This window comes from Streptosporangium sp. NPDC050148, from assembly GCF_055586505.1.
In genome coordinates this window covers 1-14,763 of the sequence record NZ_JBVJIA010000053.1, presented here as the reverse complement: position 1 = coordinate 14,763, position 14,763 = coordinate 1, and the positions used below count along the sequence as shown (strand labels likewise).

The window sequence follows — 14,763 nt, the reverse complement described above, 5'->3', positions numbered from 1 at the left end:
AACTCTTACTTACTGGCAAGCGGCATTACAGGGTTGATCTCACCTGGCAGCGGATAGACGTCACATATGCGAAGCACCATCCACCGCTGTCTGATCGCCGGCTCGGCCTTCACCCTGGTCACGGCCCTGTGCTGCGGCACCGCGGGCGCCATGGTCGATCCGTCCCCGAATTTCCGGCGCGTTCCGCTGCCGGACCAGTTCACCGCCATCAGGGAGGGCAACAGGGGAATCGAAGTATATAACGTGAAAAAAAGACTTAAGCGACTTGGCTTTTCTCCGGGAAATCTCACCCTCACGTACGACCCCGCCCTCCGCATGACCGTCTGGGCCTTTCAGAAGGCCAACGGGCTGAGACCGGTCAACAGGATCGACCCGCCGACCTGGCGTGCCTTGCTGCACCCCCGGCCCATCAGGCCCCTGGTGAGGAACGGCGAGTCCGAGCGGACCGAGATCGACCTGCGGCGCCAGCTCCTCACGGTCTGGAGCCGCGGGCGGCCGGTGCTGGTCAGCCACATCTCCACCGGCGCGGGCAGGTCGTACTGCGAGAAGGGGCACTGCGGCTTCGCCGAGACCCCGGTCGGGGACTTCCGGGCCGGGCAGCGGGCACCGGGCTGGTCCACCGGGGTCCTGGGGTCGATGTTCCACCCGGTGTACTTCAACGGCGGCATCGCCGTCCACGGCTCCACCCTCGTCCCCCGCTACCCGGCCTCGCACGGCTGCGTCCGGGTCCCGCTGCACAACGCCGTCGACCTCTACCGGCTGCTCCGCCCCGGCCACCCCGTCCACGTCCGGCGCTCCCACCTGCGCGAGGGGCACCGCCCGGAGTCCGGCCGGGAGCCGAACCTGCGCACTCCCGGCGAACGACGCGGGACCTCGCGCGATCCCGGTCCCGCTCTCCGGCCCGCCTACTGAGGGTCCCGCTGAGCACGGTCCGCTGAGCACGGTCCGGGGAGGGCGTCCCGGGAAGGATCAGGCGTCGAACAGCGCGCTGACCGACTCGCCGTCGTGGATCCGGCGCATGGCCTCGGCGAGCGCGGGGGCGATCGACAGCACCGTCAGCCTGGAGTCGGGCTTGACGTCGGGGACGGGCACCGTGTTGGTGCAGACGACCTCCTCGACCTCGGCCCGGTCGGCGAGGCGGTCCACGGCCCCGTCGGCGAAGAGGCCGTGCGTGCAGGCGACGCGTACCGAACGGACCCCGCGCTCGCGCAGGCGGTCGAGGAGTTCGATCACCGTCGTGCCCCGGGCGATCTCGTCGTCCAGGATGATGACGTCCTTGCCCTCGACGTCGCCGATCACCGAGCTGATGACGACGCGGTCGTCGCTCAGCCGCTGCTTGGCCCCCATCGCGACCCCCACGCCGAGCATCCGCGCGAACGTCGCCGCCTCCTTGGCGTTGCCCAGGTCGGGGGAGACGATGACGGTCTCGGAGAGGTCGTACCGGCGGAAGTGGGCCGCCAGCTCGCGCAGGGCGTGCAGGTGATCGACCGGGACGCTGAAGAAACCGTGGACCTGGGGCGAGTGCAGGGTCATGGTGAGCACCCGGCCCGCGCCCGCCGCCACCAGGAGATCGGCCACCAGGCGGGCGCCGATGGAGATGCGGGGGGCGTCCTTCTTGTCCGAGCGGGCGTAGGCGTAGTGCGGCATCACCACGGTCGTCCTGGCCGCCGAGGCCCCCCTGGCGGCGTCCAGCATGAGCAGCAGCTCGACCAGGTTCTCCTGGACCGGGGGGACGAGCGGCTGGATCAGGAACACGTCCCGTTCCCGGCAGTTGGCCTGGAGCTGCACCTCCATGCAGTCGTTGGCGAAGCGCTTGACCCGGACCGGATGCAGCGGGGTCCCGAGGTGGGCGCAGATCTCCGCCGCCAGCTCGGGGTGGGCACTACCGCTGAACACGGTGATGTCTCGCACGAGGCGCTCCTTGCCTGTGTGGTGGTCCGGACCGGCCGGTCCCGCGGCCGTGTCACCGGCGGACCCCGGGCCGGACTCCGGTGTCGCTTCCAAGCATCTCGGACGACCCGGCGGAACGATCGGAGGGGGTCCGGGACAGGCCGGAACGACGATCGTCTCCGGAGTGCCGTACCGGCACGTCGGGAGAGGGGAACGCGAAAGGGCGGTGGGAGGGCGGGCCGGTACGGACGAGCCGGTGCGTCGCGGGAGGGCGGTCGGCGGGCCGGTGCGTCAGAGGAGGGCGGCGGGCAGACTGGGCGCATGCGAACCCGCGTCGCCGTGGTCGTCCTGCTCGCCGCCCTCCAGGGCGCGGCCGGATGCTCGTCCGGCGAGTCCCCGGCACGGCCGCGCAGCGCGTCCCCGTCCTCCCCGCCACCACCGTCGGCCTCCCCGTCCTCCCCGTCCTCCCCGCCCTCCCCGCCATCCACGGCGGCCCCGCGAGGCTCGACGGACTCCGTGGTCATGGAGTGCGACGGCATGGTCGCCGCCGAACGCGCCCCCTCCGCGGACCTGGACGTCGTCGGCGGTGCCGTGGCCCTGCCGACGAGCAGGACGCACGAGCGGGCCCTGCAGGTGTCCAGAACGAGGCTGCCCGACGGGAGCGAGGGCCTGTTCGCCAAGCAGGGCCTCATGGTGCGGCGCGGACGGCACGTCGAGCTGGCCGTGCCGGAGAGGGTGACCGACCGTTTCTGGCTGAAATGGGGGCGTCAGGGCCCGACCGGCATGCGCGTGGTGAATCGCTGCGACGCCGGGAACGAGTGGATCGCCTTCGTCGGCGGATACCTCGCCCGGAAGGCCGGCTGCCTTCCGCTCCTGGTCAGCGTGGACGGGCGCGCCTTCCGGGAGGTCCTCATCGGCGTCGGAGCACCGTGCCCGGGTCAGCGGCCCGCCCCCGACCTCTGAACCGCGCACCGGCCGCACCGACCGCACCGACCGGGCCGACCGGGCCGGACACCGTTCCCGTGAAATCCCGCGGACGCCGGCGGAGGTCGTCCGCGTGCTCCTCGGCCCACGGGCGGGACGTCCGCGCCGATCGCCCGAGCAGGCGTTCCGCGGTGTCGGTCACCCGCTCGGGCGAGGCCACGAACGACTCCCACGCCCTCGGCCCGGCCTCTGCGAAGGCCGCGCTCTCCGGCCGCCGTCGACCGCTCGCGGGCCGTCTCCGGCGCACTGCCGGTCGCACCGGTCACCGGAACCCTGCTCATGACCGTGGAACCAGGGGGTGCGTCCACGTCATACCACCGGCACGCCCAGAACGCCCGGCACGATCGGGGCCGGTTCCGTGCCGGGCGATGAGTTCGGCGGTCGCCGCGGGTTGTACCGGCGACACCACGCCGAACAAGACGGAGATTGGTCATGCCGATACCGCACATGCCCTACCTGCCGAGCCGGGAGGTGGCCGGCACCGGCCCGGCCCCGTCGTCGCCGACCGGCGCGCCCGGCGACGCGACCGCGTCCGCCGGAGCCGCCGACACCACCCCGGCCACCCCCGGCATCCCGGTCACCTCGGCCGACCCGATCACCCCGATCGCCCCGATCGTCGGACGGTCCGGTGAACGCCCCGGTCACCGGCGCCACCCCGGTCCGCGAGCCTGCGGGGCGGCGCCGTGATGTGCGCGGTCCTCACCACCGCCGCGGCGCTGATGGTACTGGCCGGACTCCGGGACGTGCCGGCCGGCCACGCCGGGACGCACTGAGGACGCGGGCCGCGGCCGGCCCCTCATGGAGCACGTCCGACCTGGTCCGGCCTGGTCCGGGCGCGTCCCCGGTCGTTCACAGGGAGGCCGCGGCCGCCGCCCGTTCCATGAGCAGGGTGCGCTCGCGTGCCGTCGGCGCCAGGGCGGCCGCCCGTTCCAGCTCCTCGGCCGCCTCGGCGTGCCGGCCCAGGCGCAGCAGGACGTCGCCGCGCACGGCGCCGAACAGGTGGTAGCGGGCCATCCGCGGATCGGCGCGGACCGCGTCGAGCGCCTCCAGCGCGACCTGGGGCCCGTCCGCGTGAACCAGCGCGACCGCGCGGTTGAGCTCCACGACGGGTGAGGGCGCGAGCTGGACGAGGGCGTCGTACAGGGAGACGACGGCCTCCCAGTCGGTGTCCTCGAAGCGGGGGGCGCGGGCGTGGCAGGCGGCGATGGCCGCCTGCACGGTGTACGGCCCCAGCGGCCCGCCCGTTCTCCTGGCGCGCGCGAGACAGGACAGGCCGTGCGCCACCAGGGTGCGGTCCCAGCGGGAACGGTCCTGATCCTGGAGCAGGACCGGCTCGCCGTCCGGGCCGGTACGGGCCCGGAAGCGGGACGCCTGCAGCTCCATCAGCGCCACGAGCCCGTGCACCTCGGGTTCGCGGGGCAGCAGGCCGGCCAGGATCCGGCCGAGGCGCATGGCCTCCTCGGCGAGGTCCCGGCGCACCCACTCCTGTCCCGACGTGCCCGAGTAGCCCTCGTTGAAGACGAGGTAGACGACCTCCAGCACCGCCGACAGCCGCGCCGTCAGCTCCCCGTCGCCGGGCACCTCGAACGGCACCTGCGCCTCGGCCAGCGTGCGCTTGGCCCGGGAGATCCGCTGCCCCATGGTGGCGGAGGGCACCAGGAACGCGCGGGCGATCTCCTCGGTGCCCAGCCCGGCGACCAGCCGCAGGGCCAGCGCCGCGCGGGACTCGCGGGACAGGACCGGGTGACAGGCGACGAAGATCAGCGACAGCAGCTCCGAGTCCGCCGCGGCACCGGTCCCGGGTCCCGACTCCAGGAGGCCGTTGGCCAGGTCGGCGTACTTGCGGTCCCGCATGCGCTCGCGGCGGATCAGGTCGATCGCCCGGCGCCTGGCCACGGTGGTCAGCCAGGCGCCGGGATTGTCCGGGACGCCCTGTCGCGGCCACTGTTCGAGGGCCGAGGCGAACGCATCCTGTGCGATCTCCTCGGCGAGCCCGATGTCCTGGACCACCCTGGCCAGGAAGGCCACCAGATGCGCGGACTCGATCCGCCACACCGCCTCGACCGTGCGCCGTACGTCCATCAGGTCCTCCTCCCGGACACCGGGGACGTCCTCAGCCCCGCGCTCCCGCGGCCTCCGGGTCCCCCTCCTCGTGGACGGGCCGCACCTCCAGGACCTCCCGTGCCCCGTCCGGGTGGACGGGGCACTGCCGGGCCCACTCGACGGCCTCCTCCACGGAGGAGACCTGCCAGATCCAGAAGCCGACGACGATCTCCTTGCTCTCGGTGAACGGGCCGTCGACGACCGAGGTCGTCCCCCCTTCGAAGACGACCTGCGCCCCGCCGGAGCTCGACCCCAGACCTGTGCCGTCGAGCATGATGCCCGCCTTCGTCAGCTTCTCGTTGTAGGCGTCCATGGCCGCCGCCATCTCCGGCGTCATAGTGATCCCGGCCTCGTCGGCACCGTTGATCTTGATCATGACCATGACCTTCATGACGTGTCCTTCCTCGGTGGTGGCCGCCCGTCCCGTTCCGCCGAGCGGCCCTTTCTCACCTGTACGTCGAACGAGGAGCGGGCCGTTTCTACACCGCGACCCCGGATCCCTGACTTTCAGAGAAAACGGGAGCTGCGGACTCGGCCAGGGCGAGACCCGTGCCGCGGACCGACGTGCGGGAGGCGGCGAGGGCACACGGTCTCGGCGACCTTCTTGACGTACCGATTCCGGGCCTCGATCAGCTCGGCCATGTAGCGGCGGAGAACCAGCCTCTCGGCGATACCTCCGACGGGTCCGAAAGGCGCGGCGAACTCGATGACGTCGCTCATCGCCGTGCCGCCGCGGCCGTCGGGCCGGAAACGGTGGACGTGGTGCCAGCGCTCGAAAGGGCCTGACACCTGCTCGTCCACGAAAAGGTCAGGGCGATCGTAGGCGCTGATCACGGACGTCATCCGCCAGTTGACGCCGAAGTGCCGTGCCCGCCACGTGACGGTGTCGCCCAGCCTCAGGGCACCGGCGGTCACACCTCCGACCGCCTGCTCAGAGGATCCCGCCATCGACGCCGCGTGAACGTCCACGTCCAACGAGACGTCGAAGACCCGCTCCGGCGGCGCCATGACATGCGTGACGATCTCAAAGCCCGTCATGCGGCCAAGCCTAAGAAAGTGTTGGGTAACCGGGCAATCACTCCTGATTGAGGTCTTCGGCGAGGCGTCGAGCCGCTTCGGTCTCGATCGGACCGTGCGGTTCGACCTCCTCCCCGGCCAGCCGGGCGGCCGTCAACCGGATCATGGCCACCTTGATCATCGCTTCGCCGGTTCCGCCGGTGACGTCCAGCCGGGCGGTGACCTCGCCGTCCGGACGGCCGCAGTTCGTCCGGTCGCACCGAGGCGCGCCGTGGAAGGCGCGCGGGTTCGCCAGGACCGTACGCAGCGTGGCGCGGACGCACTCGTCCGCGGGCGCGCCCGTGGTGAGGTCGTGACCGGCGAAGCGGACCCGGGAGAAGACGGCGCCGGGGAAGCGCCGGGCCACCTCGGCGGGCGTGGTGGTGTCGAACCTGGTCGGCCACGCCGGCACCGGTCAGCGGGACGGTCCGCCACCTCCGGATCCGGCCCGTCGCACAGGAGGGAGCGACGGGCACTTCAAAAGGACATATGCATTACGGATCCCTTTGTATGACATTAAGCGCCGCGTCCCGCTACGGATGTCACATATGGGAGATCCCTTAATCCCTCAACGATCGCCACGGGCTCAGGCTCCGGGGAAGATGACGGATGCCCCTTCGCAGCCTTGGTGGTGATCGATCATGAATTCGTGGACCGAGGAGGAACTGGCGCACGGCTGGCACAGCGCGTCCCACCTACGGCAGTCCTTGCTGGCCGGGCACCCGGTGCCTCGGCTTCCACCACAGACCGTACGGCTTCTCCCCGGCGAGATCCTGCACGGAGACACCCAGCTGCGCCACGAGGTGTGGTACGGCATGGACGTCACCTACACGCACTCGACGTTCGCCTTCGGCGGGCCCGTGATGTTCGCCGCCGGCCTGCTGGCGAGCGCCGCCGGAAACGCGCACCGGAAACGCCAGGCCGAGGCCATGGCGGCTCAGCAATGGCGGTTCCACGGTCACAACCGCACCATGCTGACGAGCCATCGGATCATGGCGTTCGCCTCGGACCGGTGGGTCACCTGGGAACACCGGGCCGTCGTGGAGTTGTGGCCCGCACCGCAGGACTTCACCTTCACCCTGGTCTTCAACGGCATCGACCCGCTCCGCCTCACGGGTCCCGGCGCGCCATGGTTCAGCGTTCTCCTCGCATTCCAGCTCTACGGCCCCGCGTTCCTCGCAGAACGCCCGGAATTTCACAGCATGGGAACCCACGTACCGTCACATGGGCATGGGCGGGTGATCGAAGGAGCGCGGGAGCGCGAACCCTGGGGCGACTCGGCAGGAGGGACCTGAACGGCCATGGCCACCGTACTCACGCCCGAACGCGAAGGCCTGTTCCTGTCGTCGGCCGCGGAGCTCGAAGTCCTGCCCCTGCCACCGGCCGAGGAGCTCGAAGGCGTGCTCCTGCCACCGGCTGAGGAGACGGCCGCCTCCGCGCAGCCGGAGCGATGTCGGCACCCGACCGGCGACCGGCCCGGACGCTCGGCGGTGGGCACTGACACGACCGGTGCGCCCCGGCACTCCGATCGCCACCCACGGGACGGTCGAGACGCGCCGCGCACCGTGGTCCCATGAACGGTCTTGATCGCCAACTCACCTACTGGGACACCGTCGGCGCCGAGAAGACCTTCACCCACCCCGTCGATCCCGGCTGGACGACGATCATGGGCCGGGAGGCTCGAATCCTGGACTACGGCTGCGGCTACGGCCGTGTCATCGCCGAGCTGAGCCGCCGGGGCTTCTCCGACGTGTCGGGAGTGGACCTGTCCTCCGCTCTGATCGCGCGGGGCCGCCGGTTGCACCCCGACCTGCGCCTCGCGGTACTGGAGTCCCCGCCACACCTGCCGTACCCGCCGACGAGCTTCGACGTCGTGCTGTTGTTCGCGGTGCTGACGTGCATTCCCGACGACGACGCGCAGCGGGCGCTCATCGCCGAACTCGTCCGCGTCCTGGCACCCGGCGGGCTTCTCTACATCAGTGACATGGTGCTGCAGGACGACGAACGAAGCCGGGACCGCTACGCCGCCTACGCCCGGCGATTCGGCACCCCGTACGGGGTGTTCGCCACCGACGACGGTGCGGTGGTGCGACACCACGACACGGCCGGCCTGTACGCCCTGCTGCCTGAATTCGATCTCATGGAGGAACGCCGGATCTCCGTCGTCACGATGAACGGCCACCCGGCGCGAGCAGTGCAACTGCTGGCCCGCAAACGGTGACCCGGTGACCCGCGCCGAGGAACGAGGCACGGATGCCAGGCCACGGGCAGGCGCCGGCCGTCCCCCGGCGATCCGATCGCAGGACCGTATCGGCTCGACGGCTTCCCGCCCGCAGACCGGCCCCGCCACCGGGACGACCGGCTGCGAACCGAGCCGCTGCGACAGCAGGAAGAGGTGGCCTCGAGAATGCCGCGTCGATCACGAAAGGGAGAACCCGTGAGCCCCACCAATCCACGCCCGACGCCCCGTCACGAGAACATCGTGAGAGCCGGCCGGGAGATCGCACGAGGACTGAATCACGATCACGTCGGCGTCGAGCACCTGTTCCTCGCCATAGTCCGGGACCCCCATTCCCTCCCGACGCAGGTTCTCGCTTCGTCAGGTGTCCACATCGCGGATCTGGAACGGAATTTGCCGGCCATCATGGATTCCGACTCGTACAAAGGAATCCCGGGCAAGGGCGACTGACCGGCGCACCTCTTCGACCCCGGCACCGGCGCGACCGGGTACCGGGCCTTCGGTCTCGGCCGATCACGGCTCTGTGATCGGCAGCCGCACTCATCCCGGAGCGGAGTCCCCCGCCGGAGACATCGGCTTCGAAAGAGCCGGATGAGCACGACGGCCATCACCACGGGGATGACGACCGCCGCCACGAATACCGGAAGACCGACGCCCATTCCGCACGCCCGGCCGGCGGACGGCGGGCCGTGCGGCGACGCGGAGCGCCGGTGCCTTGGCACCTATGGGACTGTGACTCATTTCGCAACCGGTCGCTGACCATGACACGGATGCCTTCCCGCTTCGATGCGAAAGGAGGGCCGTCGTCTCCTGAGCGACTCTCCGACCTGGACGTTCTCTCACCGGTACCCCTAGCTGTACCTCCGTTCGGGTGTACGTGGGAATGACCGGGAGGGCCCGTGCCTGGTGTGCTGATGGCTGTCGGTGAATCCCTCTGAGGAGATGGCGAAATGGCAGTCAACAGCCAACCGGATGTCGAGCAGTATCCGAGCCGGACCGGGCTTCGAGGCATCATCCGTCGCAGTCCGCTGATCAGTTTCTTCGTGCTGGCCAACCTGATGAGCTGGATCGCCTGGATTCCCTACATTCTTTCGTCCACCGGCCTGGGGGTCTGGGATTTCACGTTCCCCACGCGGTTCGGCGGCTCGCAGATCCTCGGGGTTCTCCCCGGCGCCTACCTCGGCCCCATCCTCGCCGCGTTCATCGTGACCGCGGTCGCGGACGGCAGGGAAGGCGTCCGTCGGTGGGCCAGGCGAATGACGAAGTGGCGGGTCAGCTGGATCTGGTACCTCGTGACCCTCCTCGGTGTTCCCGCCGCCATCATCCTCTCCGGTCTCGCGGTGTCCGGCGGAGACATCCGTCTGCCGCCTGCCATCGTGCTGGTGGCCTACCTGCCGAGCCTGATGATCCAGATGGTCACCACCGGTCTGGCGGAAGAGCCCGGCTGGCGTGACTTCGCCCTGCCTCGCATGCAGCGCAGATTCGGTCCGCTGGGCGGCACCTTCATCCTCGGCCCGCTGTGGGGTCTGTGGCACCTGCCGCTCTTCCTGAGCGAGTGGGGCGGTTGGCCGGCCGTCACGTGGATGAGGGTCGGTGAGTTCATCGCCTTCTGCTGCGTCTTCAGCGTGGTCGTCACCTGGGTGTTCAACAGGACCGGCCAGAGCCTGCCGCTCGTCATGCTGCTGCACGTCGGCGTCAACAACTTCATGTCGCTCGCCTACTCGGACATGTTCCCCTCGATCGCCGACGCCGAGCAGGCGTCCCGGGTCACCCTGCTCGCGGGCACCGTGGCGGCGATCGCGGTGATCGCCGCGACCCGTGGCCGTCTTGGTTACCGTCCGGAGGAGGAACCCACCTCGGAGGTCGCACATCAGAACTGAGCGACATGTCACAACATGTCGGCACCCCGACCAGGCTCAGCCGCTCATGTCGGCCGGGCCCGGTCGGGGTGCCGTCGACCGTCGCCAGAGTCATGATCTTCCTGAGGCGGACAGGCCGCGGGCTCTTCTCGGGCATGGGCGAGTCTCCGACATGCGCCGGCCGACGACTCGGATCCCGGTGCACGGTCAGGAGCCGATTCCGTCGTCCTCGTCCTCCTCCTCTTCCTCTTCGGGCCTGAACGGTTCCAGCGGACGGACACCGAGCACCCATCCGGCTGCGACACGCGGAAGACACGCCTGCACTCCGTTGAGCTCCTCCCGTCCGATCGACCAGTCCATGACCGGCGATTCCTCGCCGAGGATGACCGCCTCCATGAATTCGTTCCAGCGCCCGTACGAGCTGAGCAGGACGACCTCGTCCGGCACGTCCAGGTCGAGCACCACATAGCGGGCGTACTCCTCCGGGGTCTGTGGACACAGGAGCGCTTCCGCCACGAGCGCCACGCGGTTGTCGCGGGTGTCCGGCCCGGCCCACGCCCACACCGGTGGCCGGTCTCCACCGACGAGGCCGCGCCGTGCCATCTCCGCCACCATCTCCTGGTAGCAGGCCCGGTAGTTTCGGACCATGATCCGGTCCCAGTCCCCGAGCAGCTCACCGGCATCCTCCAGCGACTCGAGAACCGCTCGATGCTGCACCGTCCACAAACGCATCGGACGATTGTGCCGGCGCCGGGACAGAGCGATCCACACGATTGTCCGGGCGGGAAGCCGATCCGGGTGAACGGGTGAGAGCAGGTGATGACCCACCTTGCCACCCGAGCCTCGAGGAATTGCGCATGAGTGAACAGTGCCGGAGATGACGACGGGATGGAGCGTGGAGACCGAGCGGATCTGTGACGCGACCATCATCGAGCGGTCCCGTCATGAGCCCGACCGGTTCGCCGACCTGTACGACAGGCACGCGGAGGAGATACATCGATACGTCACGCGCCCCCATGCGCTGGCCCTGGGCCGTGACCGGCTGCTCACCGCCGCGCGCACGAGCACGACCAGGACACCTCGCCGGTGGCCGCGGCTCGCGGTCACCGGCACGCTCGCCCTCACCATGGCCGTCGGGCTGATCGCTGTGAACGTAGCGAAGGAGGTGGCCATGTACCTCGCCGGGTTGCTGTCCAACCCCGTACTCCCCCCGGACCTGCGGCCCGCGGCCTACCGGGCGCTGGCAAAAGTGCCCGGGACACGAGTGCTTCAGGACGTCCTGGACGTGACGGATCACCGAGGGCTGGGCATCGCGTGGGAACCCGTGTCGGAGCTCGGCGGCTCGGAGATGGTCCTCATCCTCGACCCTCACACCTTCGCCTATCTCGGTACCCGTCACACCTACGTAGAGGACGTCGGCCGCGACGGCGTCGCCGAGGGTGACAAGATCGTCGATTGGGTCGCGCAGCTGGCGGCCGGCGTGACGGACACCGCGGGCGCGCAGCCATAGGGAATTCACCTGGCCGAGTACGAGGTGACCCGGGTATCCCCGTAGCCGCCCAGTGGTTGATCTTTAGCCTCGGTTCTCCGGTGAACCGGCACCGTATGGCTGACGTTCAATGAACGTGACGCGTAAACGCTGGGTCGTTCTCATCGCCTCCGCCTCCGTGCCGGGATCTGGCGCTCCGGTGGACCGCAACCGAAACGGCCGGCGGCTCGATGGGCCCACGCGGGAGGCTCTTGAGCGCTAGTGGCAGCGCAACACCGTCAACGCTGCTTCCAGCAGCTCAAGGCCTTGCCCGGTCGGGCCACCCGCTACGACGAAGCTCCAGAAGGCCACGAGGCCGGGATCTACCTCCGAGGCTCGATCGTGTGGCTGAAGCTCCTCACCTCAACCACATGATCCGAACTCTGAACAGCTCCTAACGGCCTTTTGCAGCTATTTAATATCCGCGCTTCCAGGGCGAACAGTTCGCGGTACCTGAGCCGGCACACACCCTGAGTTGATCGATGCTGCCACCGTCGGCCGGCCGCTCCGATCCACAGCCGTCAGCGGACCCGTTGCCGTCACCGACGGAGTCGCGTAGTCCCTTGGCGGTGATGTACTCCGTACGTATGCCGAGATTGTCGGCCCTGACGTCGCAGGCTCGAACCGTGGTGCTGTTGTTGTATGACGTGCCGGAGCCAGCTTTGGCTCCATTGACGTACACGACTACCGTTACGTCCGCCGCGCTCGCCGGAGCCGCGGAGAAAAGCATTCCCAGTGCCGCCGCTGCGGTGAGCCACATTACGCGCACAGACTTGCCCATATTTCCTCCTCACATCAAGCAGCGAACACCTCGCCGAAATCACTTGTGATGGATCCGCTGCGTTCTCGTCAAGTAGGAACATCGCAAACATCGGAGGACATGTCATTGACTATGCGCGCCAAGTCCTTGCCTTCCAGCGCCCCGTCTCCGCCGACGGCACCATCATGGTCGTCGGCCAGAAGGGCCCGGTCGCGTCCGGATGAGGTCGGACAGGCGGGCCGGGGTGTGGTTGGACGACGGAATCGAGGCACGATGAGACAGCAACAAGGCTCCGGTGAAGCATCAGATCTTGATTGACCGCTGTCCTACCGGGAGCCTCCTCTTGTCCGCCACCTCTCCGAGCCATCCCATTGCGACCTGCGCCGTCAGGATGGAAAGAGCTCAGTGGCTCGGACTGTTCGGGATCGCCCGACAACCTGCCCGGCGGCGACCTGAGTGTTCGCATCTACCGATTCACCCGCTTCGATCTACGAAACAAGATGAAGAGCCCATACAGGAATAAAGTTATCATCACTTCAGCATAAGCAATATTTCCGGCTTATCTGAAAAAGTGGTTATTTATTCTTATTTACCAATATTTGCCATCGATGACGTGCGGCCCTGGGGAACCAAAGTCAAGGAATGGGCGTTTCTCCTTCAGGTCAGAACGTACTGCATCTGAGCGACGGGCAGGAACTGCTGCGCACGCTGCCCACCCCCCTTACCGGTGATGAGGTGATGGGGCGGCCCGTCTGCGTGATGCCCGCCCCGCCGGACCCGCACCCCGACCGGCCACCGAGCAGGTGCGGGTGCAGCGGAGGGTCAGCAGCCGCGGCTGGACCGCCATCGCCGGACAACGCATCGGCGTCGGCATCGCTCATGCCGGAACGACTGTGATCGTCGAAGAAGCCGACGCGACCTTCCGCATCACCCGCGCCGGCCAGGTCGTCTCCGAGGTCGCTCGCACAACCACCGAATCGATCGCCCGTTTCAAGGTCCGCAGACCACAAAAGACCACGTGGGTCGGTGAACGCGACGATCCGAGCCCGTTGTTCAGGACGGCCGAACCGCCGGTCCAGATGGGGTGGACAGGCCGGACGGCCGGGCCGTGATGCCCGGCTTCAGTACCGTTGGCGGATGCCCCCCTCATCGTTTGATCGCCACCGTTTCACGGCTCTTGCCTATTGCTGCCAGTTCTATCTGCAGGATCTTGAGGCGCATGGTGTGTGGATGAGATCGCATGCCGAGGACGACCAGCATCCTCCTGCCGGGTGGACCGAGGAGGCCGTCTACGTCCACCGCATCGGCGTGCAGCCGCACTCGATCGCCATCGGAACCGCTCGAAGCGACATGGTGGAGACGACGCTGCTGTTCCCCCCCCACCGCCCCCATGGCAAGTCTCGAAGAAGCCGATCACGTCGTTGAGGCCGGCATCGAGCTACCCACCGGTGACCTGGCGGTCTACGGCCCAGCCGACGGTCCCGGCCAAGAACGGCACGTCAACGTCGCAGCCGGGCGCTGCCGGGTGCGCGTGTCTTACACGCCTTCTGCTCCTCCGGCATCCGAACACGACGATTCCGAACCCGGCGACCACCTCCACTACCGCATCGACATCTGGCCGACCGGCAGTCCCGCAGCCCTCGCCGTGCTGAAGCAAGGCCAACGCCTCTGGGCCGGCTGACTTCCTCGGATCGGCCGATCCCTGACCGCACTCTGTCCCCGGCACGCCGGCCACGATACTGTCGCCAAGACATACCAAAGATCATCTAGTTGGGGTGTCGCCCTCCTCCTGCGCCGGATATGTCGCACGGGTCCTGAGCCCTGAGACCCCGGCCAGCGCGTATGCCGACCTTCGAGGTGCATCTGCTGGAGGCGCGAACGATCAAAGCCAAAGAGTGCGCCAAGAGGCATCATTGACCGTAAGGCTGATCATCCAGCGGGACTCAACTCCAGGAACAGCAGTGCTTTCGACCCGCCTCGCGTCCGAGCGTCTTTGAGCACCCTTTCCTCATGCGGATCCATGGGTCCAACGGACTCAACGAACTCCATCCCATAAAGCGACAGTCGCACATATTCTCGTTGACTCGACTCCATGGTGACTGATTCAGGAAGTTGCTGATCTATGATCGACCACCCGTGCTCTTGTAGGAGACCACTCGCCCTGCTCAGCGCCTGCCGGGAACCGGGGCTTCCGACGTCGATCACCAGGACCTCGCTGACCAGGGTCAGGCCGTCCCAGGTGACCTCGTCCTTAGAGCTGCTAACGCAATGAGTTGAGGCGACGCCAGCAGATCAGGGCACAGCCGAGGCTGAGGAAGGCTTCGTGGATGTCGTCGCGGACTTC

At 68.6% G+C, this 14,763-nt stretch carries 17 protein-coding genes; 10 read left to right on the top strand and 7 right to left on the bottom strand.

The genetic code is table 11. The features are described from left to right. Window positions 1-66 precede the first annotated feature (66 nt). Window positions 67-912, top strand: coding sequence for a L,D-transpeptidase family protein (locus tag ACZ6RT_RS35580; protein ID WP_470158387.1), 846 nt, complete (start codon window positions 67-69; stop codon window positions 910-912). 57 nt (window positions 913-969) lie between these two features. Here the strand turns inward: ACZ6RT_RS35580 and ACZ6RT_RS35575 are convergent, their stop codons facing one another. Next, the gene (locus ACZ6RT_RS35575; RefSeq protein ID WP_399190442.1) at window positions 970-1,911 is read right to left on the bottom strand and encodes a ribose-phosphate diphosphokinase; all 942 of its coding nucleotides are present in this window, start codon (window positions 1,909-1,911) and stop codon (window positions 970-972) included. 300 nt (window positions 1,912-2,211) lie between these two features. On the opposite strand from ACZ6RT_RS35575, the gene ACZ6RT_RS35570 reads away from it, so the two are divergent. Both ACZ6RT_RS35570 and ACZ6RT_RS35565 read left to right on the top strand, forming a co-directional pair. Beyond that, window positions 2,212-2,853, top strand: coding sequence for a hypothetical protein (locus tag ACZ6RT_RS35570; RefSeq protein ID WP_470158385.1), 642 nt, complete (start codon window positions 2,212-2,214; stop codon window positions 2,851-2,853). Window positions 2,854-3,306: 453 nt separating this feature from the next. Continuing rightward, the gene (locus tag ACZ6RT_RS35565) at window positions 3,307-3,561 is read left to right on the top strand and encodes a hypothetical protein (RefSeq protein ID WP_470158384.1); all 255 of its coding nucleotides are present in this window, start codon (window positions 3,307-3,309) and stop codon (window positions 3,559-3,561) included. 162 nt (window positions 3,562-3,723) lie between these two features. Here ACZ6RT_RS35565 and ACZ6RT_RS35560 read toward each other — a convergent pair whose 3' ends face one another. From ACZ6RT_RS35560 to ACZ6RT_RS35545, 4 genes are all read right to left on the bottom strand, one after another. After that, window positions 3,724-4,956: an RNA polymerase sigma factor gene (locus ACZ6RT_RS35560; RefSeq protein WP_470158383.1), complete on the bottom strand. Its 1,233-nt coding sequence runs from the start codon at window positions 4,954-4,956 to the stop codon at window positions 3,724-3,726. A 31-nt stretch (window positions 4,957-4,987) separates the two neighbouring features. Continuing rightward, window positions 4,988-5,368, bottom strand: coding sequence for a YciI family protein (locus ACZ6RT_RS35555; protein WP_399190432.1), 381 nt, complete (start codon window positions 5,366-5,368; stop codon window positions 4,988-4,990). 116 nt (window positions 5,369-5,484) lie between these two features. After that, the gene (locus tag ACZ6RT_RS35550; RefSeq protein ID WP_470158381.1) at window positions 5,485-6,015 is read right to left on the bottom strand and encodes an SRPBCC family protein; all 531 of its coding nucleotides are present in this window, start codon (window positions 6,013-6,015) and stop codon (window positions 5,485-5,487) included. A gap of 37 nt (window positions 6,016-6,052) precedes the next feature. After that, entirely contained in the window at window positions 6,053-6,445 is a 393-nt protein-coding gene (locus ACZ6RT_RS35545; RefSeq protein ID WP_470158380.1) for a hypothetical protein, read from the bottom strand. 229 nt (window positions 6,446-6,674) lie between these two features. Here ACZ6RT_RS35545 and ACZ6RT_RS35540 point away from each other — a divergent pair, with 229 nt between their 5' ends. From ACZ6RT_RS35540 to ACZ6RT_RS35525, 4 genes are all read left to right on the top strand, one after another. Next, window positions 6,675-7,328 carry a hypothetical protein gene (locus ACZ6RT_RS35540; protein WP_470158379.1) on the top strand — a complete coding sequence of 218 codons (654 nt, stop codon included), beginning with the start codon at window positions 6,675-6,677 and terminating at the stop codon, window positions 7,326-7,328. A 278-nt stretch (window positions 7,329-7,606) separates the two neighbouring features. Next, entirely contained in the window at window positions 7,607-8,254 is a 648-nt protein-coding gene (locus tag ACZ6RT_RS35535) for a class I SAM-dependent methyltransferase (protein WP_470158377.1), read from the top strand. A 216-nt stretch (window positions 8,255-8,470) separates the two neighbouring features. Then, a complete protein-coding gene (locus ACZ6RT_RS35530) occupies window positions 8,471-8,722 on the top strand; it encodes a Clp protease N-terminal domain-containing protein (protein ID WP_470158375.1) in 252 nt (83 codons plus the stop codon). A gap of 500 nt (window positions 8,723-9,222) precedes the next feature. Continuing rightward, the gene (locus ACZ6RT_RS35525) at window positions 9,223-10,152 is read left to right on the top strand and encodes a CPBP family intramembrane glutamic endopeptidase (RefSeq protein WP_470158373.1); all 930 of its coding nucleotides are present in this window, start codon (window positions 9,223-9,225) and stop codon (window positions 10,150-10,152) included. A gap of 186 nt (window positions 10,153-10,338) precedes the next feature. Here the strand turns inward: ACZ6RT_RS35525 and ACZ6RT_RS35520 are convergent, their stop codons facing one another. After that, on the bottom strand, window positions 10,339-10,863 hold the full coding sequence (locus tag ACZ6RT_RS35520) for a DUF3841 domain-containing protein (protein WP_470158372.1): 525 nt from the start codon (window positions 10,861-10,863) through the stop codon (window positions 10,339-10,341). Window positions 10,864-11,008: 145 nt separating this feature from the next. On the opposite strand from ACZ6RT_RS35520, the gene ACZ6RT_RS35515 reads away from it, so the two are divergent. Continuing rightward, the gene (locus ACZ6RT_RS35515; protein WP_470158370.1) at window positions 11,009-11,641 is read left to right on the top strand and encodes a hypothetical protein; all 633 of its coding nucleotides are present in this window, start codon (window positions 11,009-11,011) and stop codon (window positions 11,639-11,641) included. 1,587 nt (window positions 11,642-13,228) lie between these two features. Further along, a complete protein-coding gene (locus ACZ6RT_RS35510; protein WP_470158369.1) occupies window positions 13,229-13,531 on the top strand; it encodes a hypothetical protein in 303 nt (100 codons plus the stop codon). Window positions 13,532-13,565: 34 nt separating this feature from the next. Here the strand turns inward: ACZ6RT_RS35510 and ACZ6RT_RS35505 are convergent, their stop codons facing one another. Continuing rightward, complete coding sequence (locus ACZ6RT_RS35505) at window positions 13,566-13,739, bottom strand: hypothetical protein (RefSeq protein WP_470158367.1); 174 nt, start codon at window positions 13,737-13,739, stop codon at window positions 13,566-13,568. A 70-nt stretch (window positions 13,740-13,809) separates the two neighbouring features. Between ACZ6RT_RS35505 and ACZ6RT_RS35500 the strand changes: the two genes are divergently transcribed. Then, window positions 13,810-14,100: a hypothetical protein gene (locus tag ACZ6RT_RS35500; protein ID WP_470158365.1), complete on the top strand. Its 291-nt coding sequence runs from the start codon at window positions 13,810-13,812 to the stop codon at window positions 14,098-14,100. Window positions 14,101-14,763: the final 663 nt, after the last annotated feature.

Bases quoted from the DNA above. Each gene is read 5' to 3' on its own strand.
- ACZ6RT_RS35580 (WP_470158387.1), top strand. From the start codon at position 67: ATGCGAAGCACCATCCACCGCTGTCTGATCGCCGGCTCGGCCTTCACC.
- ACZ6RT_RS35570 (WP_470158385.1), top strand. From the start codon at position 2,212: ATGCGAACCCGCGTCGCCGTGGTCGTCCTGCTCGCCGCCCTCCAGGGC.
- ACZ6RT_RS35565 (WP_470158384.1), top strand. From the start codon at position 3,307: ATGCCGATACCGCACATGCCCTACCTGCCGAGCCGGGAGGTGGCCGGC.
- ACZ6RT_RS35560 (WP_470158383.1), bottom strand. From the start codon at position 4,956: ATGGACGTACGGCGCACGGTCGAGGCGGTGTGGCGGATCGAGTCCGCG.
- ACZ6RT_RS35555 (WP_399190432.1), bottom strand. From the start codon at position 5,368: ATGAAGGTCATGGTCATGATCAAGATCAACGGTGCCGACGAGGCCGGG.
- ACZ6RT_RS35550 (WP_470158381.1), bottom strand. From the start codon at position 6,015: ATGACGGGCTTTGAGATCGTCACGCATGTCATGGCGCCGCCGGAGCGG.
- ACZ6RT_RS35540 (WP_470158379.1), top strand. From the start codon at position 6,675: ATGAATTCGTGGACCGAGGAGGAACTGGCGCACGGCTGGCACAGCGCG.
- ACZ6RT_RS35535 (WP_470158377.1), top strand. From the start codon at position 7,607: ATGAACGGTCTTGATCGCCAACTCACCTACTGGGACACCGTCGGCGCC.
- ACZ6RT_RS35525 (WP_470158373.1), top strand. From the start codon at position 9,223: ATGGCAGTCAACAGCCAACCGGATGTCGAGCAGTATCCGAGCCGGACC.
- ACZ6RT_RS35520 (WP_470158372.1), bottom strand. From the start codon at position 10,863: ATGCGTTTGTGGACGGTGCAGCATCGAGCGGTTCTCGAGTCGCTGGAG.
- ACZ6RT_RS35515 (WP_470158370.1), top strand. From the start codon at position 11,009: ATGACGACGGGATGGAGCGTGGAGACCGAGCGGATCTGTGACGCGACC.
- ACZ6RT_RS35500 (WP_470158365.1), top strand. From the start codon at position 13,810: ATGGCAAGTCTCGAAGAAGCCGATCACGTCGTTGAGGCCGGCATCGAG.